Raw genomic sequence first — 25,972 nt, 5'->3', positions numbered from 1 at the left:
TACCCGACGGCCCGGGCCGGGTCGGCCGTACGGGACAATGGGCCCATGAGTCTGTTCCGCGACGACGGCATCGTGCTGCGCACCCAGAAGCTGGGTGAGGCGGACCGGATCATCACGCTGCTCACCCGTACGCACGGGCGGGTGCGGGCCGTGGCGCGTGGGGTGCGGCGGACCAAGTCGAAGTTCGGGGCGCGGCTGGAGCCGTTCTCCCATGTCGACGTGCAGTTCTTCGCGCGGGGCTCCGAGCTGATCGGCCGGGGGCTGCCGCTCTGCACGCAGAGCGAGACGATCGCTCCGTACGGTAGCGGCATCGTCACGGACTACTCCCGCTACACGGCGGGCACCGCGATGCTGGAGACCGCCGAGCGGTTCACCGATCATGAGGGCGAGCCCGCGGTGCAGCAGTATCTGCTGCTCGTGGGCGGGCTGCGGACGCTGGCCGCCGGGGAACACGCGTCGAATCTGGTGATGGACGCCTTTCTGCTGCGCTCGCTCGCCGTCAACGGCTACGCCCCCAGCTTCGGCGCGTGCGCGAAATGCGGCATGCCGGGGCCCAACCGGTTCTTCTCGGTGGCGGCGGGCGGGGTCATCTGCGGCGAGTGCCGGGTGCCGGGAAGCGTCGTACCCTCCTCGGAGGCGCTGGAGTTGCTGGGGGCGCTGCTGACCGGCGACTGGGCCTCGGCGGACGCCGCCGAGGCGCGGCACGTCAGGGAGGGCAGCGGGCTCGTCGCGGCCTATCTGCACTGGCATTTGGAGCGTGGCCTGCGCTCGCTCCGGTACGTCGAGAAGTAGCCGGGCGAGCGGCAGGCGCGCGGCGCATGGGGCCGGACCGGCCGAACGAGCAAGAGAACGAGAACGAGGAGACGTGGGTCGCATGGCACGACGCGGGATTCTGGGCCGTACCCGCCGCGAGTACGAGACGCCCGAGCCGCACCCCTCCGGTGCCCGCCCGCCGAAGATCCCCGGCGAGCTGGTGCCGAAGCACGTGGCGATCGTCATGGACGGCAACGGGCGCTGGGCGAAGGAGCGCGGGCTGCCGCGCACCGAGGGCCACAAGGTGGGGGAGTCCGTCGTCATGGACGTCCTCAAGGGCTGCGTCGAGATGGGCGTCAAGAACCTCTCGCTGTACGCCTTCTCGACCGAGAACTGGAAGCGCTCGCCCGACGAGGTGCGCTTCCTGATGAACTTCAACCGGGACGTCATCCGCCGCCGCCGCGACGAGATGGACGCGCTGGGCATCCGCATCCGGTGGACCGGCAGGATGCCGAAGCTGTGGAAGTCGGTCGTCCAGGAGTTGCAGGTCGCGCAGGAGCAGACCAAGGACAACGACGCCATGACGCTGTACTTCTGCGTCAACTACGGCGGCCGGGCGGAGATCGCGGACGCGGCGGCGGCGCTCGCGGCGGATGTGAAGGCGGGCAAGCTCGACCCGTCGAAGGTCGACGAGAAGACCCTCGCGAAGTACCTGTACTACCCGGACATGCCGGACGTGGACCTCTTCGTACGGCCCTCCGGCGAGCAGCGCACGTCCAACTACCTGATCTGGCAGAGCGCTTACGCCGAGATGGTCTTCCAGGACGTGCTGTGGCCGGACTTCGACCGCCGTAACCTCTGGGACGCCTGCCACGAGTTCGCCTCGCGCGACCGGCGCTTCGGCGGCGCGCTGCCGAACAGCGGCGGCGATTCGGCGAAGGGCGGCTCGGCCAAGGACGACTCCGCGGGCGGCGACTCCGCGAAGAGCTGAGGCGCGGGCGGGCGCAGAGGGCTGGCGCGGGGGGCGTACGGCCCGCTGGTCGCGCCCCCTGTGGCCGGTGCAGCCAAGAGCGGCCCAGTTGACGCCGGTGGGCGTCCGGGCCGCTCAGTGGGTCGGTCAATGGCGTTCTCGGGGGCAACCCGCGACCGCTCGGCCGCTCAGCGCTTCGCGCACTCCGCGCAGGTGCCGAAGATCTCCACGGTGTGGGCGACGTCCACGAAGCCGTGCTCGGCGGCGATGGCGTCGGCCCACTTCTCGACGGCCGGGCCCTCCAGCTCGATCGCCTTGCCGCAGCTGCGGCACACCAGGTGGTGGTGGTGGTCCTCGCTGCTGCAACGGCGGTAGACGGACTCGCCGTCGTCGGTGCGCAGCACGTCGACCTCGCCGGCGTCGGCGAGGGACTGGAGGGTGCGGTAGACGGTGGTCAGGCCGACCGAGTCGCCCCGGTGCTTGAGCATGTCGTGGAGTTCCTGCGCGCTGCGGAATTCCTCGACCTCGTCGAGGGCTGCCGCCACGGCGGCACGCTGCCGGGTGGACCGGCCGCGCACTGGGGCTGTGTTCGCTCGACTGCTCGCCGCGGTCGTCACAGTTGCCTCCTCATGCTCGCCTGTCGGCCGGTTCGTGCTCATGCCCGGCCATTGTGCCAGGTAGTGGGCCGAGGACAGGCCGGACAGAGCCTAGACCAACACATCGTCGACCGGCGGGCGGGCTTCCGGTACCTCCAGGGTGCACTGTTTCTCCGCCGCGGCCGTGGTGCGGGCGCGCCTTCTCGCCAGCGGCGTCGCGAGCGCGGAGAAGGCCAGGAAGACGCCGATGGCGAGCAGCACGATGGCCGCTCCGGACGGCGCGTTCACGTAGAACGTGGTGACGGTGCCGGTCAGTGAGACGGTGACGCCGATGCCCATCGCCAGCGCCAGGGTCATCGCGAAGCCGCGGGTGACCCGCTGGGCGGCGGCGACCGGGATCACCATCATGGCGCTGACCAGCAGCAGGCCCACGATGCGCATCGCGACGGTGACGGTGACCGCCGCGGTGACCGCGAGCAGCAGGTTGAGCAGCCGTACGGGCAGCCCGGTGACCCGTGCGAACTCCTCGTCCTGGCAGATCGCGAACAACTGGCGGCGCAGGCCCAGAGTGATCAGCACGACGAAGGCGGCCAGCGCGCAGACGGCCGTCACGTCCTGCGGCGAGACCGTCGTGATCGAGCCGAAGAGGTACGAGGTGAGGTTGGCGGTGGAGCCGTTGTCCGAGAGGTTGATGATCATGACGCCGCCGGCCATGCCGCCGTAGAAGAGCATCGCGAGCGCCACATCGCCGCTGGTCCGGCCGCGGGAGCGGATCACCTCCATGCCGACGGCGCCGATGACGGCGACCAGCGTCGCCATCCAGACCGGGCTGGTGTTCAGCAGGAAGCCCAGGGCGACGCCGGTCATGGCCACATGCCCGATGCCGTCGCCCATGATCGCCTGGCGGCGCTGCACGAGGTAGATGCCGATGGCCGGGGCGGTGACGCCGACCAGCAGGGCGGCGATCAGCGCCCGCTGCATGAAGGGGTAGGTGAGGATTTCCATCAGGTCAGCAGCCCTGTCCGGATCGGTTCGGCGTCGTGCGCCGCGTGCGGGTGCACATGGTCGTGGCCGGGCAGCGCGTGCTGGCCGAGGGCCTCGGGCGGCGGGCCGTCGTGCACCACGCAGCCGTCGCGCAGCACCACCGCGCGGTCGATCAAGGGCTCCAGCGCGCCCAGTTCGTGCAGCACGAGCAGCACGGTGACGCCGCGCGCCACCTGCCGCCGCAGCGCTTCGGCGAGCACTTCCTGACTCGCGAGGTCCACCCCGGCCATCGGCTCGTCCATGATCAGCAGTTCGGGCTCGACGGCGAGCGCGCGGGCGATCAGCACCCGCTGGTGCTGGCCGCCGGAGAGCGCGTTGACCGAGTCCCTGGACCGGTCGGCGAGGCCGACCAGCTCCAGCGCCCGGTCGACGGCCGCCCGGTCCGCCTTGCGGGGCAGCCCAAGCTTCGTACGGGCCAGCCGCCCGGAGGAGACCACCTCGCGCACCGTCGCGGGCACCCCGCTGGCGGCGGTGGTGCGCTGCGGCACATAGCCGATGCGCGCCCAGTCGCGGAAGCGCCGCAGCGGGGTGCCGAACAGCTCCAACTCACCGCTGTTCAACGGGACCTGGCCGACGACGGAGCGTACCGCCGTGGACTTGCCCGAGCCGTTTGCGCCGAGCAGCGCGACGACCTCGCCGCCGCGCACCGTGAGGTCGACGCCGCGCAGCACGGGGCGCGAGCCCAGCGTGACGGCGGCGTCCCGCAGGGAGATGACCGGCTCGGGGAGTGCCGGGCGGGCTGCGCCGGCGGGGGATTCCGCGGGTGCTGTGGTTGCTGTGGTTGCTGTGGTTGGCATGGGGGCTGCCTCCGTCACTTGGCGCCGAGGGCCTGTCGCAGGGCCTTGAGGTTGCTCCGCTGGACTTCGAAGTAGTCGTCGCCGCGCGACTTCTTCGGCGTGATGCCCTCGATGGGGTCGAGTACATCGGTCTTGAGGCCGGTGTCGCCCGCGACGGTCTTGGCGGCGCTGTCGCTGACCAGCGTCTCGTAGAAGACGGTGGTGGCCTTGTCCTTCCCGGCGATGCTCTGGAGTTCCTTCATCCGGGCCGGGCTGGGCTCGGACTCGGGGTCGAGACCCTTGATCGACTCCTGCACCAGGCCGTACCGTTCGGCGAGGTAGCCGAAGGCCGCGTGCGTGGTGATGAAGGTGTCGGTGGCGCGGTTCTCCAGGCCGGCCTTGAAGTCGTCGTCGAGGCCGCCGAGCTTGCCGACGAGCGCCGCGGTGTTCTTCTTGTAGTCGGCGGCGTGATCCGGGTCGGCCTTCTCCATGGCCTTGCCGACGCCCTTGGCTATCTGGGCGTACTTCAGCGGGTCGAGCCAGATGTGCGGGTCGGAGGCGCCGTCCTCGGAGCCGTGGTCGTGGCCCTGCGAGTTCTCGTCGGTGTGCTCGCCCTTGCCGTGCTCGCCGGCCTCACTGTGGTTGTGGCCGACCTCGGTGCCGTGGTGTTCCAGCCGGGTCAGCGAGGCGGCGTCGACGGTGTTCTTCGCCTCGGACAGATCGACGGCCTCGTCCACGGCGGGCTGGAGGCCCTTGAGATAGACGATCAGCCCGGCGCTGCTGAGCTGGGCGGTCTGCCGCGGGTTGATCTCCAGGTCGTGCGGCTCCTGGCCCGGCTTGGTCAGGCTGGAGACGGAGACATGGCGCCCGCCTATCTCCTCGGCCAGGAACTGCATCGGGTAGAACGAGGCGACCACGTCGAGCTTCCCGTCCTCGCCCCCGCCCGTGGCGTCGGAGGAGGAGCACGCGGACAGGGCCAGCAGGCCGAGCACGGTGGCTCCGGCGACCGCGACGGCAGCCGGTTTTATTCGGGGAGTGGAGCGCCTTACGTTCATGACACCCATTTTCAACTAACTTGGAAACGATTGTCAACAAGGCGGTTCCAGGCGCCTTGGCGGGAACCGATTTGATCCTGGGGGTGCACCCGCCGGTAATCTGAAGCATTCGCTGGGCCGCAGCGTTCGCGAGTGGGCGCCCGCGTACCCCACAATGACCGCTTCGTCGTCGTAATGAAGAGAGCACCGTGGCCGCCGACAAGATCGACACCATCGTCAGCCTGAGCAAGCGCCGTGGCTTCGTATACCCGTGCAGTGAGATCTACGGAGGCACCAGGGCGGCCTGGGACTACGGTCCCCTCGGCGTCGAGCTCAAGGAGAACATCAAGCGTCAGTGGTGGCGTTCCGTGGTCACCGCCCGTGAGGACGTCGTCGGTCTCGACTCGTCGGTGATCCTGGCCAGTGAGGTCTGGGAGGCATCCGGCCACGTCGCCACCTTCTCCGACCCGCTGACCGAATGCACCTCCTGCCACAAGCGATTCCGCGCTGACCACCTTGAAGAGGCGTACGAGGCCAAGCACGGCCGTCCGCCCGAGAACGGCCTCGCCGACGTCAACTGCCCGCACTGCGGCAACAAGGGCGCCTTCACCGAGCCCAAGCAGTTCTCCGGCATGTTGGAGACCCACCTCGGCCCGACCCAGGACGCGGGCTCGGTCGCGTACCTGCGCCCGGAGACCGCGCAGGGTATTTTCACCAACTTCGGCCAGGTTCAGCAGACTTCGCGCAAGAAGCCGCCGTTCGGCATCGCCCAGGTCGGCAAGTCCTTCCGTAACGAGATCACGCCGGGCAACTTCATCTTCCGCACCCGCGAGTTCGAGCAGATGGAGATGGAGTTCTTCGTCAAGCCGGGCGAGGACGAGCAGTGGCACGAGTACTGGATGCAGGAGCGCTGGAACTGGTACCTGGACCTCGGCATGCGCGAGGAGAACATCCGCTGGTACGAGCACGCGAAGGAGAAGCTCTCCCACTACTCGAAGCGCACCACTGACATCGAGTACCGCTTCAACTTCGGCGGCAACGAGTTCTCCGAGCTCGAAGGTGTGGCCAACCGCACCGACTACGACCTCGCCTCGCACTCCAAGGCGTCGGGTCACGACCTGTCGTTCTTCGACCAGGAGGCCGGCGAGCGCTGGTTCCCGTACGTCATCGAGCCGGCGGCCGGCGTGAACCGCGCCATGCTCGCCTTCATGCTCGACGCGTACAACGAGGACGAGGCGCCCAACGCCAAGGGCGTCCTGGAGAAGCGCACCGTCATGCGCCTCGACCCGCGCCTCGCGCCGGTCAAGGTCGCCGTGCTGCCGCTGTCCCGCAACCCGCAGCTGTCGCCGAAGGCCAAGGGCCTGGCGACCGACCTGCGGAAGAACTGGAACATCGAGTTCGACGACGCGGGCGCGATCGGCCGCCGCTACCGCCGCCAGGACGAGATCGGTACGCCGTTCTGCGTCACGGTCGACTTCGACACCCTGGACGACAACGCGGTGACCGTGCGCGAGCGCGACACGATGAAGCAGGAGCGGGTCTCGCTGGACCAGATCCAGTCGTACCTGGGTGGGCGACTGCTCGGCTGCTAGTGCCGCGACAGGGCAGAGCTTGCCAGGAGGGGCACTAGCGCTCAGCGGTCAGCCGCGGGTGTCCTCAAGCGCCGGACCGGCTGAATTCAGCCGGTCCGGCGCTTCCTGTCCGGCGTTTCTTGTCAGGCGCTTGAGGACAGTGCGGCCGAAGGGCGCGTGACCAGCTGATACCGGCTGCTGCGCGAGCCGCGCACCACGAGGCCGCACACGCGCCCCGCTACTCCACCGCTCGCGGCAGCCGCAGGCTCAGCAGGACCGTCACGATGATCACCGCGAGCTGGACGAGGAGCGTGACGGCCAGGGCGTCCCGCATCCCCACCGAGTCCGTCATCGCCAGGAACAGCGTCCCCAGCGTCGCGACGCCCAGGGCCAGCGACGTCTGCTGGGTGGTGATCATGACGCCGCTGCCCACTCCGGCCCGCTCCGGCGGCACGTTCCCCAGCACGATCCGGAACAGCACCGGGAGTTGCAGGCCCTGTCCCAGACCGGCGAGGGCCGCGCCGGGCAGCAGGTCGAGGAAGCCGAGGTCCGGCCAGCCGCGCAGTACGGCGAGGACGAGCAGGAGCACGCCGACGCCCTGGAGCAGGCCGCCGACGGTGACCACCCGGCTGCCGAACCGGCCGACCAGCCGGGGTCCCGCCAGCGAGGCGGCGAAGAAGGTCACGGCCATCGGCACCAGCGCGAGACCGGCCGCGACCGGGCCCATCCGCAGCCCCTGCTGGAAGGCGATGGCGATCACGAACATGAAGCCGCCGAAGCCCGTCGAGAAGGACAGCATCAGGGTGAGCCCCCGGCGCAGTCCCGGCAGCGCGAAGAGGCTCGGCGGGACCAGGGGCGTGCGGCCGAGCCGTTCGGCGCGCCGCTCCACCCCGTAGAACGCGACCGCCGCGAACGGGAAGGCGGCCAGGGACAGCAGCGTCCACAGCGGCCAGCCCGCCGCCCGGCCCTCGGTGAGCGGCGCCAGCAGGGTGACGAGGCTCAGGGCCAGCAGCGCGGTGCCGGGGACGTCGACCGACGTCGGCCGGTCGGACTTGGTCGGCGGAACCGTACGGACCGCGAGCGCCAGACCGAGCAGTGCGACCGGCACATTGACCAGGAAGATCGCACGCCACCCGGTGCCCGCGATGTCGGCGGCCACCAGCACCCCGCCGAGGATCTGCCCGGCGACCATCGACAGGCCCGCCGTCGCGCCGTACAGCCCCAGCGCGCGCGCCCTGCGCCGGCCGGACGTGGTGGAGTGGATGGTGGCGAGCGCCTGCGGCAGCATCAGCGCGGCGGCCGCGCCCTGCGCGACCCGCGCGCCGACCAGCGACCAGGCGTCCGGCGCGAGCCCGCAGAGCAGCGAGGTCCGCGAGGAGGTCGCGCAGCTCGCGGTGGTCGGTGTGACCTGGTACACGTGGCTGGAGCAGTCCCGCGACATCCATGTCTCGGCCCAGGTGCTGGACGCGATCGCCCGCGCGCTGCTGCTCGACCCCAATGAGCGGGCCCATCTGTTCGTGCTGGCGGGCGCGACCGACCCGGCCCCCAGCGGCGACTGCCCGCAGGTGACGGAGGCGATCCGGCTCATGCTCCGGCAACTGGAGCCGTATCCGGCCTCGGTGCAGAACAGCCGCTACGACATCCTGGCCCACAACCGCACCTTCGGCCGGCTGATGTGCGACCTCGACGCGCTCCCGTACGAGGAGCGCAACTGCATGTGGCTGTCGTTCAACAACGCCGACTGGGCCGCTTCGCTGGTCGACCGCGAGGACACGAACCGCATCATGGCGGCGAAGTTCCGCTCGTCCATGGCCGAGCACATCGCCGAACCGGCGTGGAAGCACCTGCTCAAGCGGCTCCGCGAGTCGGCCGAGTTCCGCGAGATCTGGGACCGGCACGAGGTGCTCCAGAGCGGGAACCGGACCAAGCGCTTCCGTAACGCCCAGGTCGGTCTGCTGCACCTGGACTACACCGGCATGTGGCTGGGGCCGCGCCCCGGTCACCGGCTCATCACCTACGTCCCGGCCGACCCGGAGACCCAGGAGCGGCTGGAGCGGCTGCACGCACTGGTGCTCGCCGGGGCCTGACCGCTCATGGGCGCCCCCGACCGTTCATGAGCACCCTGACCGCTCATGAGCACCTCGGGAGTGCGGGACAATGGGAGGTCCGTTCCCGAACGGACCCCCGTCCCTGACCGCCGCACGCAGCAAGAAGGCTCCCTCGATGACTCAGTTGCAGATCGGCCCGCACACGGTGCAGCCGCCGGTGGTGCTCGCGCCGATGGCCGGTATCACCAACGCGCCGTTCCGTACCCTCTGCCGCGAGTTCAGCGGCGGCAAGGGGCTGTTCGTCAGCGAGATGATCACGACGCGCGCGCTGGTCGAGCGGGACGAGAAGACGATGCGGCTGATCCGCTTCGACGAGACCGAGAAGCCGCGTTCCATCCAGCTGTACGGCGTCGATCCGGTGACCGTCGGCAAGGCCGTCCGCATGATCGCGGACGAGGGTCTGGCCGACCACATCGACCTCAACTTCGGCTGCCCGGTGCCCAAGGTGACCCGTAAGGGCGGCGGCTCCGCGCTCCCGTACAAGCGGCACCTGCTGCGCTCGATCCTGCGCGAGGCGGTCGCGGGGGCGGGCGCGCTGCCGGTCACGATGAAGATGCGCAAGGGCATCAACGACGACCACATCACCTATCTCGACGCCGGCCGGATCGCCGTCGAGGAGGGCGTCACCGCCATCGCGCTGCACGGCAGGACGGCGGCCCAGCACTACGGCGGCACCGCCGACTGGGACGCCATCGCGCGGCTGAAGGAGACCGTCCCGGAGATCCCGGTGCTCGGCAACGGCGACATCTGGACGGCGGACGACGCGCTGCGGATGATGCGCGAGACGGGCTGCGACGGCGTGGTCGTGGGGCGCGGCTGCCTGGGGCGGCCGTGGCTGTTCGGCGATCTGGTGGCGGCCTTCGAGGGGCGGCCCGCGCCGCTGCCGCCGACCTTGAAGGAGGTCGCGATCGTGATGCGGCGGCACGCGGAGCTGCTGGGGGAGTGGATCGGGGATGAGGCACGCGGTGTCATCGATTTCCGCAAGCACGTCGCCTGGTACACCAAGGGCTTCTCGATCGGCTCCGAGATCCGGCGGAAGCTGTCGGTCACCTCGTCGCTGGACGAGCTGGACGCTCTGATGAGCGAGCTGGACCTGGACCAGCCGTGGCCGGTGGGCGCGGAAGGCCCGCGCGGTCGTACGGCGGGCCGAGACCGGGTGGTGCTGCCGGACGGCTGGCTGGACGACCCGTACGACTGCGCGGGCGTCAGCGCGGAGGCGGAGCTCGACACCTCCGGTGGCTGACGGGCGACGCTTGACGGCTGGGGCGGCCGGCGCTTGCAAGATCGTCCGAATGCCGGGATTCGGACCTCCGACCTGCCGTGATGCTCGCCACGTTTGATGATCTAGTTGCTCAGATGAGCGCGCTCATCTGGCGTACTCAGCGACCTTCTGAGCGCTTCACCTCTCCAAGTCATGGCACCGGGTGCCATGGGCGTGTGTTCGACAAGTGAACTCATCGCGACTCGGGGCCGCCGGCCGACCGCGCTGTGTGCCTGATTCCGGTTCGGTGAGAGCCGGCATGTTCGATAAGTGAAGGGTTCCGGGCCAGCCCGAATTTCCCGTGGATCACAGGCGTCGTGGCGTGCATCACTTTCGATGTCGCGGCAGCCGGGTGGTTACGGCCGTATGACGGCCAAGTGGACGTACCCAGATGCCTTCGATCTGGGTATGTTTCCCGCCGTCAGGGCAGCCCTCCCCCAACTTCATCCGGGGGGATCCCCAGGAGGAGTCGAGACCCGTGTCGGAAATTCAAGATCCCCACGTATCCCAGCCAGCTCTCCAGAAGTTCGTCTATGACTTCACCGAGGGCAACAGGGATCTCAAGGACCTGCTCGGCGGCAAGGGAGCCAACCTCGCCGAGATGACCAACCTCGGTCTGCCCGTCCCTCCGGGCTTCACGATCACCACCGAGGCGTGCAAGGTCTACCTCGACAGCGGCACCGAGCCCGCGGCGCTGCGCGACGAGGTCAGCGCGCACCTCGACGCCCTCGAAAAGAAGATGGGCAAGAAGCTCGGCCAGGCCGACGACCCGCTGCTGGTCTCGGTCCGCTCCGGCGCCAAGTTCTCCATGCCCGGAATGATGGACACCGTCCTGAACATCGGCCTCTCCGACGCCTCGGTCATCGGGCTCGCCGCCCAGGCCGGCGAGGAGCGGTTCGCCTGGGACTCCTACCGGCGGCTCATCCAGATGTTCGGCAAGACCGTGCTCGACGTCGACGGCGACCTCTTCGAGGAAGCGCTGGAGGCGGCCAAGCACGCCAAGGGCGCGGCCACCGACGTCGACCTGGACGCGGCCGACCTCAAGACGCTGGTCGAGAACTTCAAGGACATCGTGGTCAAGGAGACCGGCCACGACTTCCCGCAGGAGCCGCGCGAGCAGATGGACCTCGCCGTCCGCGCGGTCTTCGACTCGTGGAACACCGACCGCGCCAAGCTCTACCGCCGCCAGGAGCGCATCCCCGGCGACCTCGGCACCGCGGTCAATATCTGCTCGATGGTCTTCGGCAACCTGGGCCCCGACTCCGGCACCGGCGTCGCCTTCACCCGCGACCCGGCCAGCGGCCACCAGGGCGTCTACGGCGACTACCTGCAGAACGCGCAGGGCGAGGACGTGGTCGCGGGCATCCGCAACACCGTGCCGCTCGCCGATCTGGAGCAGCTCGACAAGGCGTCGTACGACCAGCTGATGCAGATCATGGAGACGCTCGAAACGCACTACAAGGACCTGTGCGACATCGAGTTCACCATCGAGCGCGGCCACTTGTGGATGCTCCAGACCCGCGTCGGCAAGCGCACCGCGGGCGCGGCCTTCCGGATCGCCACCCAACTCGTCGACCAGGGGCTGATCGACGAGGCCGAGGCGCTGCAACGGGTGAACGGGGCGCAGCTCGCGCAGCTGATGTTCCCTCGCTTCGACGAGACCGCCAAGGCGGATCTGCTCGGCCGGGGCATCGCCGCCTCGCCGGGCGCCGCCGTCGGCAAGGCCGTCTTCGACTCGTACACGGCCGTGAAGTGGTCCCGGTCCGGCGAGAAGGTCATCCTGATCCGCCGCGAGACCAACCCCGACGACCTCAACGGCATGATCGCCGCCGAGGGGATCCTGACCAGCCGCGGCGGCAAGACCTCGCACGCGGCCGTCGTCGCCCGCGGCATGGGCAAGACCTGCGTGTGCGGCGCGGAGGAGCTGGAAGTCGACACCAAGCGCCGCCGGATGACCGCGCGCGGCCCGGACGGCAAGGCCGCCATCGTGATCGAGGAGGGTGACGTCGTCTCGATCGACGGCTCCTCCGGCAAGGTCTACCTCGGCGAGGTCCCGGTCGTGCCCTCGCCGGTCGTCGAGTACTTCGAGGGCCGGATGCACGCGGGCGCCGACGACGCCAACGAACTGGTGCAGGCCGTGCACCGGATCATGGCGTACGCGGACCGGGTGCGCCGGCTGCGGGTACGGGCCAACGCGGACAACGCCGAGGACGCCAACCGCGCCCGCCGCTTCGGGGCCCAGGGCATCGGGCTGTGCCGCACCGAGCACATGTTCCTCGGTGAGCGCCGGGAACTGGTCGAGCGGCTGATCCTGGCCGACACGGACAGCGAGCGCGACCAGGCGCTGGACTCGCTGCTGCCGTTGCAGAAGGCCGACTTCATCGAGCTGTTCGAGTCGATGGACGGGCTGCCGGTCACCGTCCGGCTGCTCGACCCGCCGCTGCACGAGTTCCTGCCCGACATCACCGAGCTGTCGGTCCGGGTCGCCCTCGCCGAGTCCCGCAAGGACGCCAACGAGAACGACCTGCGGCTGCTCCAGGCCGTGCACAAGCTGCACGAGCAGAACCCGATGCTCGGCCTGCGCGGCGTGCGGCTCGGCCTGGTCATCCCCGGTCTGTTCGCCATGCAGGTACGGGCCATCGCCGAGGCCGCCGCGCACCGCAAGAACGCGAAGGGCGACCCGCGCCCCGAGATCATGATCCCGCTCGTCGGCACCGTGCAGGAGCTGGAGATCGTCCGCGACGAGGCCGAGAAGGTCATCGCCGAGGTCGAGGCGGCCACCGGCACCGAGCTCAAGCTGACCCTCGGCACCATGATCGAGCTGCCCCGCGCCGCGCTGACCGCCGGTCAGCTCGCCGAGGCCGCCGAGTTCTTCTCCTTCGGCACGAACGACCTCACCCAGACCGTGTGGGGCTTCTCCCGCGACGACGTCGAGGCGAGCTTCTTCACCGCGTACCTGGAGAAGGGCATCTTCGGGGTCAGCCCGTTCGAGACCATCGACCGGGACGGCGTCGGCGCACTCGTACGCTCCGCCGTCACAGCCGGCCGCGCGACCCGTCCCGACCTCAAGCTCGGGGTCTGCGGCGAGCACGGCGGCGACCCGGAGTCGGTGCACTTCTTCCACGAGGTGGGCCTGGACTACGTCTCCTGCTCGCCGTTCCGCATCCCCGTCGCACGCCTGGAAGCGGGCCGCGCGGCGGCCGCGAGCAAGGGCAGCGACAGCCGCTGACGCGGGGCGCTCCGTCCGGGGCGCTGTGCGCAGGGCTCCATGAACCACCGAAGCCGCCGCCGGGCAACCCCGACCCTCAGCCCGGCGGCGGCTCCGGCTTCCCTACGGGGGCGGCTCCTGTGCGGGGGCCGCCCCCGCATTTTTTCTGTGTCCCTGGAGCCGGCGTGCCTGGAGCGGAGCCGGCGCGCCTGGAGTCCGTGGCGCCGGAGCGAAGAGGAATCCCGGCGGTTTTCAATTGAGGCCGTCCGTCGCCGTCGCGTGGATAACCGGGCCTCGAACGGGAGCCGAGTCGAACGGGAGTCGAAGAGACGGCGGAAGTTGAATCCCGCCGCTACATCCGGCCCGCGGTTCAGTGTGCTCGGGGTCACTGAACCGCGGGCCGCCTCCCATGTCGGCACCGGGCGGTACCCAGCCGCCACGAGCAATCGCCGCGCTGCCCCCACGACAGCCCTTCGATTGTTCCGCTGTGCTCGACGGGGTACAGCCTTTCGTTCGCGGGCCTGACCTCGCGACCTGTTTCAACTGTGGCTAAAAGAGCGTGGTGACGGCCTGTGTCGGTGTGCATACTCATTGCTGGGGGTGACCGCGGTTGCAAGTGGGGGTTTGGTGCTACGCGTCCATTTCACTGGACTCGATCTCGCTCGGGTGCGGATCGCCGCGCGCCCGGACGCTTTATGGGAAACCATTCTCAGTTTTCACCGACTACGGGACAGGCAGGGGGCGTTGGTCTTTGATGAATGGCGCTCCGAAACCCGTACTCGGTTGAACAGTGAAGCACGATTGCTCGGGCCGCTGGTTCCGTCCCGCGGTTATTTCCCGGACTTTCTGACGCCCCCGGAGGGAGCGCAAGGACTGGAAGCCGCGCTGGAGGCGTTGCGCGCGACCCCTGAGGACCGGCTGCGGGTCGACATGTCGAGGCTTCCCGCCTCGCGCAGCCTGCCCTCCTGGGCCCGCACCCTGGCGGAGGGCGACAGTGCCCCGCTGGGCCGGCTGACGGGCGCACTGCGCAACTACTACCGGGCCGCCGTCGGGCCGTACTGGCCGCATATACAGGCCCGGATAGAGGCCGACCGGGCGGCGCGCGGGCGGGCCCTGCTGGACGGCGGAGCGGACCGGCTGCTGGCCTCGCTGCCGCCGATGATGCGCTGGCGTCCGCCGGTGCTGGAGGCCGACTACCCGGTCGACCGGGACCTGCATCTGGACGGCCGGGGGCTGCTGCTCCTGCCGTCGTTCTTCTGCCGCCGCACTCCGGTGGCGCTGCACGACGCGCAGTTGACGCCGCTGCTGGTGTATCCGGTGGAGCACAGCCCGGCGGCCGCGCCCACGGCCCTCGCACGGCCCTTCGGGGCCACCGCGCCGCGCTCGCTGGGCAAGCTGGTCGGCAACACCAGGTCCGCCGTGCTGCAAGCCGTCGGAGGCGGCTGTACGACCAGCGAGCTCTCCCGCAGGGTCGGCGTGTCGCTGGCCTCGGCGAGTCAGCACGCGAGTGTGCTGCGAGACGCCGGGCTGGTCGTCACGCTGCGGAACGGCACCGCCGTGCTGCACACGCTCACCCCGCTGGGCGCGGCTCTGCTGCGCGGCGGCGCGGGGGTGCGGACGCTGTCCGAGGCGGCCAGCGGCACGGGGCGGTGAGGCGCGCGGGGGGCGCGCGGTGGGGGAGGCGCGCGGCGGGGCGCGTGGTGGGGCGCGTGGCGGGGAGGGGCGTGGCGGGGAGGGCGGTCGTAGCCCGTACGCCCCGTACGCCCCGGCGGAGACGGCCGTTCGCTCAGTCGTCGATGCCGGACCGTTCGACACCCGCCACGATGAAGCGCTGTAGCAGCACGAACACCACCAGCAGCGGCAGGATCGACACGGCCGCCGCGATGAACAGCTTGTGCAGCACCACGGTCTGCGCGGTCGTGTACGTCGACAAAGCGATCTGAACCGTCCAGGAGTCGCGGTCCTGGCCGATGACCAGCGGCCACAGGAAGGAGTTCCAGGCCCCGATGAAGACGATCGTGCCGACGGCCGCGAACACCGGCCGCGAGTTGGGGACGACGATCCGCCAGTACGTCCGCCAGTAGCCCAGCCCGTCGACCCGCGCCGCGTCCTCCAGCTCGCGCGGGAAGCCCAGGAAGTACTGCCGGAAGACGAACGCGGCGAAGGCGCTGAACAGCGTCGGGACGATCAGCCCGCGCAGGGTCGAAATCCAGCCGAGTGACGAGACGAGCACGAAGCTCGGTACGAAGGTGACGGCGGCCGGGACCATCATCGTGCCGAGGATCGCGTAGAAGACCGCGTTCGCGTGCCGGTACGGGATGCGGGCCAGCCCGTAGCCGGCCAGCGAGGCGAGCAGCAGGGTGCCCAGCGTGCTCGCGACGGCGATCAGCGTGGAGTTGACCAGCGCACGGGCCATCGGCACGGCCGGGTCCTCGAACAGCTCGCGCAGGTTCGACCACCGCAGCTCGGCGGGGAAGAAGGTCCAGTCGGCGGACGTGATGTCCTGCTCGGTCGCCAGCCCGTTGCGCACCAGGAGGTAGAACGGGATCAGGAAGAGCAGGGCCAGCGCGATCAGCAGGGCGAGCCGCAGTGTGCGGCCCACCCGGGTCAGGGCGTCGTGCACGGGTCAGTCCTCCTTCCGGCCGAGGCCGAACCAGCGGGCCTGGCCCACCGTCACCACCGCGATGATCAGCGCGAGGATCACCGCGCCCGCGCTGCCGAGCCCCAGATTCTGCCCCTGGCCGAGCGCGGTGTAGTAGAGGTAGACGAGCGGCGGGCGGGCGTACGGCGGGTAGCCGCGCGCGTCGGACAGCAGGTTGTAGAACTCGTCGAACGCCTGGAACGCGTTGATCACCAGCAGCAGGACGACCGCGACGGACGTCGCCCGCAGCTGCGGGAAGGTGATGTGCCGGAAGACCTGCCAGCCCGGCCTGGCGCCGTCCACCGCCGCCGCCTCGTACAACTGCGGCGCGATGCGCTGGAGTCCGGCCAGGAACAGCACCATGAAGAAGCCCGCCTGCAACCACAGCCGTACGGTGACGATGACCAGCCAGTACCAGGGCGGATGGGTCGTCGACAGCCAGGCGACCTGGTCGAGGCCGAGCCGGTCGAGCACGGTGTTGGCCAGCCCGAACCGCACCCCGTTGAAGATCGACATCTTCCAGATCAGCGACGCGACGACATACGAGCACGCCGTCGGCAGGAAGAACACCGACCGGAAGAACGCCTGCATGAACCGGATCCGGTTGACCATCAGGGCCAGCGCGAGCGACAGCGCGTACGTCGTCGGCACGATGAAGGCGGAGAAGAGCACGAAGGTGCCGAGGCTGCTGGTGAACGCGTCGTCGCGGAGCATCGCCGCGTAGTTGTCCAGCCCGACGAAATCGGTCGGCGAGACGGTGTTGTGCGCGTCGAAGAAGCCGAGGTAGACGCTCCAGGCCAGCGGCACGTAGGTGAAGAGGCCCAGCCCGACCGCGAACGGGCCGACGAAGACCCAGAACCACAGAGTGCGGTTCTGCGGCCCCAGCAGCGCCCGCCGCACGCTCAGCCCTTCTTCTGGACGCGCCGCAGCTCAGCGCGCACCTTGCGGACCACCGACTTCAGCTCGCTCTCCGGATTCGCGCCGTCCTTGATGATGCGGCTGAGCGCGTCCTGGTAGGCGGTACGGCTCGCGGTCGTCCACAGCAGCGGCTGGGCGTAGCCGTAGTCGTTGGTGAAGCGCACCGCGTCCGCCGCCGCGCCCCGCTTGAGCTTGTCGGCCTTCTTCGCGAGCGAGATCCGGGCCGGGATGTGGAAACCGTAGGAGAGCGCGAAGTCCTCCTGGTGGTCGGTCCGGTCGATCCACAGCCACTTCGCGTACGCCTTGGCGCGCGCCTTGTGCGCGCTGCGGGCGCTCACCGCCGCGCCGTACGCCCCCACCGGGACCGACGGCCTGCCCGCCGGGCCGTCCTTCGGGAACGGGATCACCCCGAAGTCGTCGCCCAGCTCCTTCTCGATCATCGGCAGGGCCCACAGTCCGGACCACTGCATCGCGGTCAGCTCCTGGACGAACGCCGAGGGGTCGGACCAGTCGGCGGGCGCGCCCAGCAGCAGCGACTTGTCGCTGTAGAGCGCGCGCAGCTTGCCCAGCGTGCGGGCGGCGGCCGGGTCGTCGAAGCCGACCTCGCCGTCGTCCGTGACCAGCTCCAGCCCGGCCGCGCGCAGCGGGGTGCCGCCGAGGACGCCCGCGCCGCCGTCATTGCCGAGGAAGAGGCCCTTGACCTTGCCGGTGGCGAGCTCCTTCGCGGCGTCGACCAGCTCGTCCAGGGTCCGGGGCGGCTTCACCCCGGCGTCGGCCAGCAGACTCTTGCGGTAGTAGAGCATCTGCATGTCGATGACCTGCGGAATGCCCCAGATCTTGCCCTCGTACGTCTTCGGGGCGAGGACCGCTGGACTGTAGTCGTCCTTGACGCCGTCGAAGAGGTCGGTGAGGTCGACGACCTGGCCGCCCTGGATCTGGTCCAGAGTGGGCCCGTCCACCTCGAAGACGTCCGGGCCTGAATCGGTGAGCAGGGCGGCGGAGGTCTGCTGGTCGTAGTTCCCCGGCCGCCACTGGACCTTGACGTCGGCCTTGTCGTAGTCGGCCGCGTACCGCTTGACGGCCTTCTCGGTGCCCGCCTCGCCGTACTGGTGATACCAGTGGCTCAACATCGGCCCGCCGCCCGAACCATCGGACTCCCGGCCGGTGTTGGACCCGCACGCGGCGGCCAGCGCGCCCGCCGCGGCGATGCCGCCGCCCGTGCCGAGGAGTCGTCTGCGGCTGATGGACATGTGGTGCCCCCTCGCTCCGGTGCGCTTGCGATGTGCTCGCGATGTGCTTCCGGTGACCGATCGGCTGACCATTTGACTGGCCGTTCGTCAGCGTATGACTCAACGATCAACGATGGGGGTGGATTGCGACAGGTGCGTTGCGGCCGTATGTCGGGTTCCCGGGGCGGGGGGCGCGGGGCCGTTCGCGCACGCCGTCGCGTCGATGGCCGGTACCGGCCACGAGGCGGCAGAAGACGCGCATCGGCGGGCTGACAGCAGCCGACGGATGTCAGCGCTGCGTCAAGGTCGGGCGATGCCACGTCAGTTCCGCGTCAATGTGTCACCGGTCAGGGTGAGACGGTTCTAGCGTCCTGCCCATGGCACGGCGAAGAGGGCTCGGTTCGACGAGGGGTGATGACGATGCGGGACGGGACAGATCCCCGTACCGGCCCGCCGGGGAGCGACGGCGGCCGGCAGGGCGGACACCGGCGCCATGGGCGCTGCCGGCTGTGCACGGCGACGCCCACGCGGACCCTGTGGGGCCCGTGCGGGCCCGCGACCGCACCTGGGCGGCCGAACGGCGCGCCGCGACGCTCTGCCCGGCGGGCGCCCTGGCCGTCATGCTGCTCATCGATGTCTGCAACGGCACGCTCGATCTGCCGCGTGCGGCCTGCTGGGTCGGTCTCGCGCTGGTGCTCCTCGGCATTCTGTACCCGCCGAGAGTGACGGCCGGGCGGGACTGGCTCGCGGTGCGCGGGATGCTCCGCGAGCGGCGGGTACGGACCGACCTGCTGGTCCTGGTACGGCGCGCGGACGGCATGGCGCCGCGTCTGGTGCTGCGCGACGCGCTCGGCGGCCGGGTGGAGCTGGACCCCAGGGCGTTCACCGCGAATCCGATGCTCTGGCACGTCGTGGACGGGGGCGTGCGGCTCTCCCGCGAGCGTGGGCTGCTGCGGTGCGGTGCGGGGCCGCTCCAGGCCCTGGCGGACCGGATCGACGGGGAGGGGGCGCGTGCGGTCTTTGACGCGTCGGGGTTGTGAGCGGTGCGGTGGCGGGGCGCGCCGGGTGTGCCTCGCGGATGCGTGCTGGGGGCGTGCGCCGGGGCGGGAGGGCTGCGTTTCGGGCTGCGCGCGGGACTGGCCTCAGAGCGGGCCGGCCGCAGAGCCGGGGCCCGGGGCCCAAGGCCGTGCTCGGCCCGTACCGCGGGGCCGCGCGTCAGGCCCGGACCGTAGGGCCGTCAGGGCCGTACCGCGGGGCCGCGCGTCAGGCCCTCGCGTCAGGGCGCCCGCACCGCAGGGACGGCCCTCAGGGCTACGCCGCCGCGCTCCGGCTCAGGGCCGCGCCTCCGGGCCGGCCCCCGTGGCGGTGACGGCCGTCAGCAGCACCACGGAGTCCTCCAGCGCCAGCAGTCCGTGCCGCTCCTGCGGGATGCCGTGCAGTTGCCCGGCGGACAGCTCGTGGTCCCCGCTGTCCGCTGTCAGGCGCACCCGGCCGCGCAGGGCGTGCAGGCTCGCGGCGGGGGGCGCGTTGTGCTCGTCGAGCGCCGTGCCGGAAACCAGCGCGATGACTGTCTGGCGCAGTGGTCCCTCGTGCACGATCAGCTGCGCGCTGCGGCCGTGGTCGGACGTGTGGGCCTTGGCGAGGTGCTCCTCGGCCAGCGCGGTGAGGTCATTCATGCGGTGCTCCGTTCCTCCGGTCCCGGGGGACACCAGGTTGCCGGTCCTCCGGGTCCATCTTCGCCGGAATCCGCCCGGGCGGCCTGGCGGAACCCGCCTCGCGCCCCCGGCCGGGGCAGGCCGGGGCCGACCCGGTCGGGAACGGCCGGGTCGGTGGCCCGCGGCCCGTCAGCCGCCGAAGGACGGCTCCAGCCCCTCGTACCGCACGCCGGTGAGCTGCTCGGAGGCATCCCACAGCAGCTCGCCCGCCCTGTCGTCGCGCGTCCACGGGGCACGCCAGGAGCGCACGGGCGCGCCGCGCAAGCCCTGCACGCGCGGGCCGGTGAAGGAGTCGGGGGCGACGCCGGGCGCGGTGGCGGCGTGCAGGGAGGGCAGTGCGCCGGCCTCGGCGGGCTGGGCGACGATCCGGTTGCCCAGTTCGACCAGCCGCTCGACGCGCCGGCGGCCCTCCATCCGCGGCCCGGCCGTCTGCAGATTGGTGGCGGCGTAGCCGGGGTGCGCGGCGGCCACCAGCACATCGGCGCGGGCCCGCGCCAGCCGCCGGGACAGCTCGTGGACGAACAGCAGATTGGCGCTCTTGGACCGGGCGTAGGCGATCCAGCGGTGATAGCCGCCCTCACTGTTGAGGTCGCCCAGATCGATGTTGGACAGCATATGGAGGCCGCTCGACACGCTGACGACCCGCGAGCCGGGAGTCGCGAGCAATTTCGGCAGCAGCAGCCCGGTCAGCGCGAAGTGCCCGAGGTGGTTGACGCCGAACTGCCGCTCGAAGCCGTCGGCCGTGATGCCGTAGGGCAGCGCCATGACCCCCGCGTTGTTGACGAGCAGGTCCAGCTGATCGTCGGCGTCGGAATCGCAGCGGCCGTCGCCCTCGGCCCTGAACCCGACCTTGTCGTACCAGCCGGCGAAGGCCCGTACGGACGCCAGATCCGCGAGATCCAGCGGGGCGAACCGGAGCCGCGCCTTGGGTACTTCTTCCCGCATCCGCTCCTCGGCGTCCCGGCCGCGCGTCTCGTCCCGGCACGCCAGCACGACCCGCGCGCCGCGCCGGGCCAACTCGCGTGCCGTGACATAGCCGATGCCGCTGTTCGCGCCGGTCACGATGGCGGTGCGGCCATGTTGGTCGGGGATGTCGTTCGCGTTCCAGCCCGTCACGTCTGCTGCGCTCCTTCGCCTGGGTCCGTGTCGTTCCTCGTCCGTCGTCAGCGCCGGTCTCCAGCTGACGTGAGAGGACCCTGCCCGCTCAGCCCGGGGTCAGGCATATCCGCTGTGCCGACCGGGTCCGGGCCGACGTTGCCGAGGGGCAGTCTGCCTCGCGCTGCCCATTGGGCGGCGGCTTCCTGCAACGCGGCGAGCCCGCGGGCGACGGGCGCCTGTCGGTCGCTGCCGCGGCGCACGCAGGCGATGAGCCGGCGCGCGGGGGCCGGCTCGCCGCGCAGGCGTACGCGGGTGACGCTGTAGTGCTGCGGGACCGGCGCGAGGCGCGGCACCAGGCAGACGCCGAACCCATGGGCGACGAGGGAGGCTATCGCGGACCAGTCGACGGCGTTGTGAGCCACCCGGGGCGTGAAGCCGGCCGCGGCGCACGTCGTGAGGAGCAATTGATGCTGGTCGTGCGGATCTCCCGCGCGGATCCACGTCTCGCTCGCGGCCTCGGCGAGTTCCACACCGTCCCGGTCGGCGAAGGGGTGGCCGGCCGGGACGAGCAGATCCTGCGGCTCTTCGAGGAGGGGACGTTGCTCGAACCTCGGGTCGTCGGGAGGCGGGCCGGTCGGCGTGGGGATGACGACAGCGATGTCGGTCTGCCGCGCCAGCAGCAGTTCGAAGCGGTTCTCCCCGGCGTCCTCCGTCAGATGAAGGGTCAGCTGCGGATGACGGCGCCGCAGTTTCTCGGCCGCTGGTGCGATCACGGCCGCGAGAGCTGTCGCCACTCCGGAAATCCGTAGCTGTCCGGCCTCCCCGTCGCGGTGCGCGGCCAGATCCGCGGCGGCGCGCTCCCACAGGGCGTTGAGGGCGTCGGCGTGACCCAGGAGTGTCACAGCCGCGGTAGTCAGCCGCACTCTGCGGCCGACCGGTTCCAGCAGGGCGACGCCGAGTTGGGCCGAGAGCCGGCGGAGTTGCTGGGAGACCGTGGAGGGGGTGAGATGCAGCGCCTCGGCGGTCGCGGTGACGGTGCCCTTCTCGCGCAGCACTCGGAGGGTCTGGAGGCGTGGGTCGATCATGCGTTCATCCAACAAGGTCCGGTGCGGAAATCTTCGATGGACCCGAACGGTCATGCCGATCGAGACTGTCCGCATGACAGCCGAAACGCCCTTCACCTGCGGATACCCTGCGAAATCCCGCGCCACGTCAAACCCCCGGACTCATCCCCGAACTCGTCCCCGCACCGGCACTCGCACTCGCACTCGCTCGTGATCGGGGCGATAGCCGCCGGGCTCTGGGCCGGATACGGCCTCGCCGTACCCGTCGGCGCCGTCGCGGTGTCGATGGTGAGCCTCACCGCGCGGTCCTCGTTCCGGGTGGGAGCCGCGGCGGCGGCCGGAGCTGCCACGGCGGACGCCTGCTACGCCGTCGCCGCCGTGCTCGGCGGAAACGCGCTGGCGAGCACGGTCCGGCCGTTCATGGGGCTGATGCGGTGGATCGCCTCGACGATCCTCATGGCGATGGCGCTCCGCATCGTCGTGACAGCGATACGGCACCGTCACGACTCGTCCGGGGCGAGCGGCCCCCGAGGCGCCCGGATCACCCCGTTCCGGGCCTACGTCACCTATCTGGGGCTGACCGCCCTCAACCCGTGGCCGGCCATTTACTTCGTGGCGCTCATGCTGGGCCGGCAAGTGGCCGTGGACATGAGCCCTGCGGAGCAGATCGGCTACCTCTCGGCAGTCGTCGCCGCCTCCGCGAGCTGGCAGCTGCTGCTGGCCGGGGGCGGCACCGTACTCGGCCGTGCGCTCACCGGGCGGCGCGGGCGGCTGGCCACCGCGCTGCTCTCCGGCGCGGTGATCGGTTCTCTCGCGATCGCGGTTCTGCTGCCGCACTGAGCGATCGGCGTCCGCCCCGTCACCCGGCAGCCCCGTCACCCGGCAGCCGACTCACCCGACCTCCGCGTGACGTAAGCGGGCACGCTCGCCGTCTCGTCGTCCAGGCAGCCGCCGGTCGCCAGGTCGAAGCGCTGCTTGAGGAGGGGGGAGGCGACGAACGGGCGGCCGGCGGCCGAGCCGAGCAGGCCCCGGGAGAGGACGTACGCGCCGGAGAAGGGGTCGCGGTTGCCGACGGCGTACGAGCGGCCGTCCCGGTCGAGGAAGACCGCGACCTGGTGGCCGTCCGGCAGCAGGGCGGCGACGCCGCGGCCGGGGGTGAGGTCGGCCAGCTCGCAGACCGCGACCCAGTTCTGCCCGATCCGGAGTTCGACGTAGCGGCCGGCGGCGCCGGCCGCCTCCTGCGTCTGCTCGCTGGTCTGTACAGGCGCGGTAGTCATCGAGTAGCGGTCCCTTCCAGGGTGCGTACGGGGATGGTCGGGCCGGCCAGCAGCGTGAGGTCCGGCTTGACCTGGTCGCGCTCCGGGACGAAGCGGACGGTCGGGTCGGGGGCGTCGGGTGCGTTGACGAAGGAGACGAAGCGGCGCAGGCGCTCCGGGTCGTTGACGGTCTCGGCCCATTCGTCGCGGTAGCCGTCCACATGGCCGGCCATCAGGGCCTCCAGCTCCGCGCACAGGCCGAGCGAGTCGTGCACGACCACGTCCCGTATGTGGTCCAGGCCGCCCTCGATCCGCTCCAGCCAGGCGGAGGTGCGCTCCAGGCGGTCGGCGGTGCGGATGTAGAACATCAGGAAGCGGTCGATGAGGCGGACGAGCTCCGCGTCGCTCAGGTCCTGGGCCAGCAGATCGGCGTGCCGGGGGGTGGCGCCGCCGTTGCCGCCGACGTACAGGTTCCAGCCTTCGGCCGTGGCGATGATGCCGAAGTCCTTGCTCATCGCCTCCGCGCACTCGCGGGCGCAGCCGGAGACGGCCGACTTGAGCGTGTGGGGGGAGCGCAGGCCCCGGTAGCGCAGCTCCAGGTCGATGGCCATCCGGACGGAGTCCTGCACGCCGTAGCGGCACCAGGTCGAGCCCACACAGGACTTCACGGTGCGCAGCGCCTTGCCGTACGCGTGACCGGACTCGAATCCGGCGTCGACCAGCCGGGTCCAGATCAGCGGCAGTTGGTCGACGCGCGCGCCGAACATGTCGATCCGCTGGCCGCCGGTGATCTTCGTGTAGAGGCCGAAGTCCCGTGCCACTTCGCCGATCACGATGAGCTTCTCGGGGGTGATCTCGCCGCCGGGGATGCGGGGCACGATCGAGTACGAGCCGTTCTTCTGGAGGTTGGCGAGGAAGTGGTCGTTGGTGTCCTGGAGGGCGGCCTGTTCGCCGTCCAGGACGTAGCCGCTCGCGCCGAGGGCGGGCGCGAGGGAGGCGATGATCGAGCCGACGGTCGGTTTGCAGACCTCGCAGCCGTCGCCGCTGCGGGCGGGCTCGCGGCCGTGGCTGTCGAGGAGCGCGGCGAAGGTGGTGATGCGCAGGGTGCGCACGATCTCGTACAGCTCGGCCCTGGTGTGCGCGAAGCAGCCGCACAGCCCCTTGTCGACGCTGACGCCGCTCGCTTCCAGCTCGTCGTTGACGAGTGTGGTGAGCACCTTCACGCAACTGCCGCAGCCGGTGCCCGCCTTGGTGCACTTCTTCACGGCGGGCACGTCCACGCACTGGTGCTCGGTGACGGCCGAGCGGATCGCGCCCTTGGTGACGTGGTGGCAGTTGCAGATGACCGCCGCGTCGGGCAGCGAGGACGGGCCGAGCGCGGCCGGCGCGCCGAGCCCCGCCGGGAGGACGAGCTGCTCGGGGGAAACGGGCGGTACGGAGCCGGTGAGCGGGCGCAGCATGCCGTACGAGTCGGCGTCGCCGACCAGCACGCCGCCCAGCAGCACGCCGTCCGCGCTGACGACCAGCTTCTTGTAGACGCCGGAGCGGGAGTCGGAGTAGACGACGTCGAGGCAGCCGTCCGCCGTGCCGTGTGCGTCGCCGAAGGAGGCCACGTCCACGCCGAGCAGCTTGAGCTTGGTGGAGGTGTCGGTGCCGTTGAACGAGCCGGGCAGGCCCGCTATGGCGTCGGCGGTGGTCTGCGCCATCTCGTAGCCGGGCGCGACCAGTCCGTAGACCCGGCCGTCGGCGGCGAGCGCGCACTCGCCGATCGCGTACACGGCCGCGTCGCTCGTGCGGCACTGCTCGTCGACCGCGATGCCGCCGCGCTCGCCCACCCGCAGGCCGCTGTCGCGGGCGAGCTGGTCGCGCGGGCGCACGCCGGCGGAGAAGACGACGAGGTCGGTCGCGAGGGTGGAGCCGTCGGACAGGGTCATGCCCGCGACCGCGCCCGCGTCGTCCGCGGTGACCTCCTGGGTGCCGACCCCGGCGTGCACCGTCAGCCCCATGCCCTCGACGGTCCGGCGCAGCGCCGCGCCGCCGCCCTCGTCCACCTGGACGGGCATCAGACGGGGCGCGAACTCGACGATGTGCGTGTCGAGGCCGAGCCCCTTGAGCGCCCCCGCCGCCTCCAGACCGAGCAGCCCGCCGCCGACGACCGCTCCGGTGGCCGCCCCCTTGGCGTACTCCTCGATCGCGAGCAGGTCCTCGATGGTGCGGTAGACGAAGCAGCCTTCGCTGTCCTTGCCGGGGACGGGCGGTACGAACGGGTACGAGCCGGTGGCCAGCACGAGCGTGTCGTACGCGATGGTCAGCCCGGCGCGCGAGGTGACGGTGCGCGCCTCCCGGTCGATGGACTGCGCCGGGTCGCCGAGGTGCAGCTCGATGCCGTGCCGCGCCATGAAGCCCTCGTCCACGAGGGAGAGTTCGTCGGGCGTGCTGCCGGAGAAGTAGGAGGTCAGCCGCACCCGGTCGTACGCGGGTCGCGGCTCCTCGCAGAGCACCACCACCCGGGCCGTGTCGGTGAGGCCCCGGTCGGCGAGCGCCTCCAGGAAGCGCTGCCCGACCATTCCGTGGCCGACCAGCAGGATCGTGGGAGCGGCGGTCTTCGGTGCGGGCATGGTCAGGAGCCTCCGTCGTTGGTGAGCAGGTGGAGCAGCGGCGCGGAGGACAGCGGTTCGTCGTCCTCCCAGGTGCGCGCGAGCGCACCGACGGTGCCGAGATCGCCGAGCA

At 70.9% G+C, this 25,972-nt stretch carries 21 protein-coding genes and 1 pseudogene; 9 read left to right on the top strand and 13 right to left on the bottom strand.

All coding sequences use genetic code 11. The features are described from left to right. The first annotated feature begins 45 nt into the window (after positions 1–45). Entirely contained in the window at positions 46–792 is a 747-nt protein-coding gene (recO, locus tag QMK28_RS00110) for a DNA repair protein RecO (RefSeq protein WP_326434825.1), read from the top strand. A gap of 82 nt (positions 793–874) precedes the next feature. Beyond that, entirely contained in the window at positions 875–1,744 is an 870-nt protein-coding gene (locus QMK28_RS00105; RefSeq protein ID WP_326434824.1) for an isoprenyl transferase, read from the top strand. Between the two features lie 167 nt (positions 1,745–1,911). Here the strand turns inward: QMK28_RS00105 and QMK28_RS00100 are convergent, their stop codons facing one another. Genes QMK28_RS00100 through QMK28_RS00085 form a run of 4 tightly spaced genes read right to left on the bottom strand, consistent with a single transcriptional unit; the run spans position 1,912 to position 5,194 of the window. Beyond that, positions 1,912–2,382: a Fur family transcriptional regulator gene (locus tag QMK28_RS00100; protein WP_443050474.1), complete on the bottom strand. Its 471-nt coding sequence runs from the start codon at positions 2,380–2,382 to the stop codon at positions 1,912–1,914. Between the two features lie 48 nt (positions 2,383–2,430). After that, positions 2,431–3,324, bottom strand: a complete 894-nt coding sequence (locus QMK28_RS00095; protein ID WP_326434822.1) for a metal ABC transporter permease — start codon at positions 3,322–3,324, stop codon at positions 2,431–2,433. Continuing rightward, positions 3,324–4,160 carry a metal ABC transporter ATP-binding protein gene (locus QMK28_RS00090; protein WP_326434821.1) on the bottom strand — a complete coding sequence of 279 codons (837 nt, stop codon included), beginning with the start codon at positions 4,158–4,160 and terminating at the stop codon, positions 3,324–3,326. Before QMK28_RS00090 ends, QMK28_RS00095 begins: the two co-directional genes overlap by 1 nt. Positions 4,161–4,174: 14 nt before the next feature. Beyond that, positions 4,175–5,194: a metal ABC transporter substrate-binding protein gene (locus QMK28_RS00085; protein WP_326434820.1), complete on the bottom strand. Its 1,020-nt coding sequence runs from the start codon at positions 5,192–5,194 to the stop codon at positions 4,175–4,177. Between the two features lie 188 nt (positions 5,195–5,382). On the opposite strand from QMK28_RS00085, the gene QMK28_RS00080 reads away from it, so the two are divergent. Further along, positions 5,383–6,765, top strand: coding sequence for a glycine--tRNA ligase (locus QMK28_RS00080; RefSeq protein ID WP_326434819.1), 1,383 nt, complete (start codon positions 5,383–5,385; stop codon positions 6,763–6,765). 217 nt (positions 6,766–6,982) lie between these two features. Here the strand turns inward: QMK28_RS00080 and QMK28_RS00075 are convergent, their stop codons facing one another. Next, positions 6,983–8,161 (bottom strand): MFS transporter, encoded by a 1,179-nt coding sequence (locus QMK28_RS00075; RefSeq protein ID WP_326434818.1) that lies wholly within the window; start codon positions 8,159–8,161, stop codon positions 6,983–6,985. On the opposite strand from QMK28_RS00075, the pseudogene QMK28_RS00070 reads away from it, so the two are divergent. The 4 genes and pseudogenes from QMK28_RS00070 to QMK28_RS00055 form a co-directional block, all read left to right on the top strand. Next, positions 8,115–8,831: pseudogene (locus tag QMK28_RS00070) on the top strand (helix-turn-helix transcriptional regulator); the annotation flags it as partial. The gene QMK28_RS00075 and the pseudogene QMK28_RS00070 sit on opposite strands and share 47 nt — an antisense overlap. A gap of 136 nt (positions 8,832–8,967) precedes the next feature. Beyond that, positions 8,968–10,095 (top strand): tRNA dihydrouridine synthase DusB, encoded by a 1,128-nt coding sequence (dusB, locus tag QMK28_RS00065; protein ID WP_326434817.1) that lies wholly within the window; start codon positions 8,968–8,970, stop codon positions 10,093–10,095. Positions 10,096–10,591: 496 nt separating this feature from the next. After that, positions 10,592–13,342: a pyruvate, phosphate dikinase gene (gene ppdK / locus QMK28_RS00060; protein WP_326434816.1), complete on the top strand. Its 2,751-nt coding sequence runs from the start codon at positions 10,592–10,594 to the stop codon at positions 13,340–13,342. A 606-nt stretch (positions 13,343–13,948) separates the two neighbouring features. Beyond that, a complete protein-coding gene (locus QMK28_RS00055) occupies positions 13,949–14,974 on the top strand; it encodes an ArsR/SmtB family transcription factor (RefSeq protein ID WP_326434959.1) in 1,026 nt (341 codons plus the stop codon). A 133-nt stretch (positions 14,975–15,107) separates the two neighbouring features. On the opposite strand, the gene QMK28_RS00050 is transcribed toward QMK28_RS00055, so the two are convergent. The 3 genes from QMK28_RS00050 to QMK28_RS00040 are packed head-to-tail and all read right to left on the bottom strand — an operon-like array spanning position 15,108 to position 18,130. Continuing rightward, entirely contained in the window at positions 15,108–15,944 is an 837-nt protein-coding gene (locus QMK28_RS00050) for a carbohydrate ABC transporter permease (protein ID WP_326434815.1), read from the bottom strand. Between the two features lie 3 nt (positions 15,945–15,947). Beyond that, positions 15,948–16,868, bottom strand: coding sequence for a carbohydrate ABC transporter permease (locus tag QMK28_RS00045; protein WP_326434958.1), 921 nt, complete (start codon positions 16,866–16,868; stop codon positions 15,948–15,950). Next, positions 16,865–18,130 (bottom strand): ABC transporter substrate-binding protein, encoded by a 1,266-nt coding sequence (locus QMK28_RS00040; protein ID WP_326434814.1) that lies wholly within the window; start codon positions 18,128–18,130, stop codon positions 16,865–16,867. Before QMK28_RS00040 ends, QMK28_RS00045 begins: the two co-directional genes overlap by 4 nt. A 524-nt stretch (positions 18,131–18,654) precedes the next feature. On the opposite strand from QMK28_RS00040, the gene QMK28_RS00035 reads away from it, so the two are divergent. Continuing rightward, entirely contained in the window at positions 18,655–19,149 is a 495-nt protein-coding gene (locus QMK28_RS00035; RefSeq protein WP_326434813.1) for a hypothetical protein, read from the top strand. Between the two features lie 291 nt (positions 19,150–19,440). Here QMK28_RS00035 and QMK28_RS00030 read toward each other — a convergent pair whose 3' ends face one another. The 3 genes from QMK28_RS00030 to QMK28_RS00020 all read right to left on the bottom strand — a co-directional run bounded on the left by QMK28_RS00030 (position 19,441) and on the right by QMK28_RS00020 (position 22,007). Next, positions 19,441–19,785 (bottom strand): cupin, encoded by a 345-nt coding sequence (locus QMK28_RS00030; protein WP_326434812.1) that lies wholly within the window; start codon positions 19,783–19,785, stop codon positions 19,441–19,443. A 168-nt stretch (positions 19,786–19,953) separates the two neighbouring features. Then, positions 19,954–20,940, bottom strand: a complete 987-nt coding sequence (locus QMK28_RS00025; protein ID WP_326434810.1) for an oxidoreductase — start codon at positions 20,938–20,940, stop codon at positions 19,954–19,956. A gap of 47 nt (positions 20,941–20,987) precedes the next feature. Further along, complete coding sequence (locus QMK28_RS00020) at positions 20,988–22,007, bottom strand: LysR family transcriptional regulator (RefSeq protein ID WP_326434809.1); 1,020 nt, start codon at positions 22,005–22,007, stop codon at positions 20,988–20,990. Positions 22,008–22,196: 189 nt separating this feature from the next. Between QMK28_RS00020 and QMK28_RS00015 the strand changes: the two genes are divergently transcribed. Beyond that, positions 22,197–22,826 (top strand): LysE family transporter, encoded by a 630-nt coding sequence (locus tag QMK28_RS00015; protein ID WP_326434808.1) that lies wholly within the window; start codon positions 22,197–22,199, stop codon positions 22,824–22,826. A 35-nt stretch (positions 22,827–22,861) separates the two neighbouring features. Here the strand turns inward: QMK28_RS00015 and nirD are convergent, their stop codons facing one another. Both nirD and nirB read right to left on the bottom strand, forming a co-directional pair. Continuing rightward, positions 22,862–23,263, bottom strand: coding sequence for a nitrite reductase small subunit NirD (gene nirD, locus QMK28_RS00010; protein WP_326434807.1), 402 nt, complete (start codon positions 23,261–23,263; stop codon positions 22,862–22,864). Further along, entirely contained in the window at positions 23,260–25,860 is a 2,601-nt protein-coding gene (gene nirB, locus QMK28_RS00005) for a nitrite reductase large subunit NirB (protein WP_326434806.1), read from the bottom strand. Before nirB ends, nirD begins: the two co-directional genes overlap by 4 nt. Between the last annotated feature and the right edge of the window lie 112 nt (positions 25,861–25,972).

The sequence above is a fragment of the Streptomyces sp. H27-D2 genome (assembly GCF_035828615.1).
Taxonomy (GTDB): Bacteria; Actinomycetota; Actinomycetes; order Streptomycetales; family Streptomycetaceae; genus Streptomyces.
This window is presented reverse-complemented; position numbering and strand designations above follow the sequence as displayed.

Coding starts and splice junctions, on each gene's coding strand:
- QMK28_RS00030 (WP_326434812.1), bottom strand. CDS start 19,785: ATGAATGACCTCACCGCGCTGGCCGAGGAGCACCTCGCCAAGGCCCAC.
- QMK28_RS00095 (WP_326434822.1), bottom strand. CDS start 3,324: ATGGAAATCCTCACCTACCCCTTCATGCAGCGGGCGCTGATCGCCGCC.
- nirD (WP_326434807.1), bottom strand. CDS start 23,263: ATGACTACCGCGCCTGTACAGACCAGCGAGCAGACGCAGGAGGCGGCC.
- QMK28_RS00105 (WP_326434824.1), top strand. CDS start 875: ATGGCACGACGCGGGATTCTGGGCCGTACCCGCCGCGAGTACGAGACG.
- nirB (WP_326434806.1), bottom strand. CDS start 25,860: ATGCCCGCACCGAAGACCGCCGCTCCCACGATCCTGCTGGTCGGCCAC.
- QMK28_RS00040 (WP_326434814.1), bottom strand. CDS start 18,130: ATGTCCATCAGCCGCAGACGACTCCTCGGCACGGGCGGCGGCATCGCC.
- QMK28_RS00085 (WP_326434820.1), bottom strand. CDS start 5,194: ATGAACGTAAGGCGCTCCACTCCCCGAATAAAACCGGCTGCCGTCGCG.
- dusB (WP_326434817.1), top strand. CDS start 8,968: ATGACTCAGTTGCAGATCGGCCCGCACACGGTGCAGCCGCCGGTGGTG.
- QMK28_RS00100 (WP_443050474.1), bottom strand. CDS start 2,382: ATGAGCACGAACCGGCCGACAGGCGAGCATGAGGAGGCAACTGTGACG.
- recO (WP_326434825.1), top strand. CDS start 46: ATGAGTCTGTTCCGCGACGACGGCATCGTGCTGCGCACCCAGAAGCTG.
- QMK28_RS00090 (WP_326434821.1), bottom strand. CDS start 4,160: ATGCCAACCACAGCAACCACAGCAACCACAGCACCCGCGGAATCCCCC.
- QMK28_RS00020 (WP_326434809.1), bottom strand. CDS start 22,007: ATGATCGACCCACGCCTCCAGACCCTCCGAGTGCTGCGCGAGAAGGGC.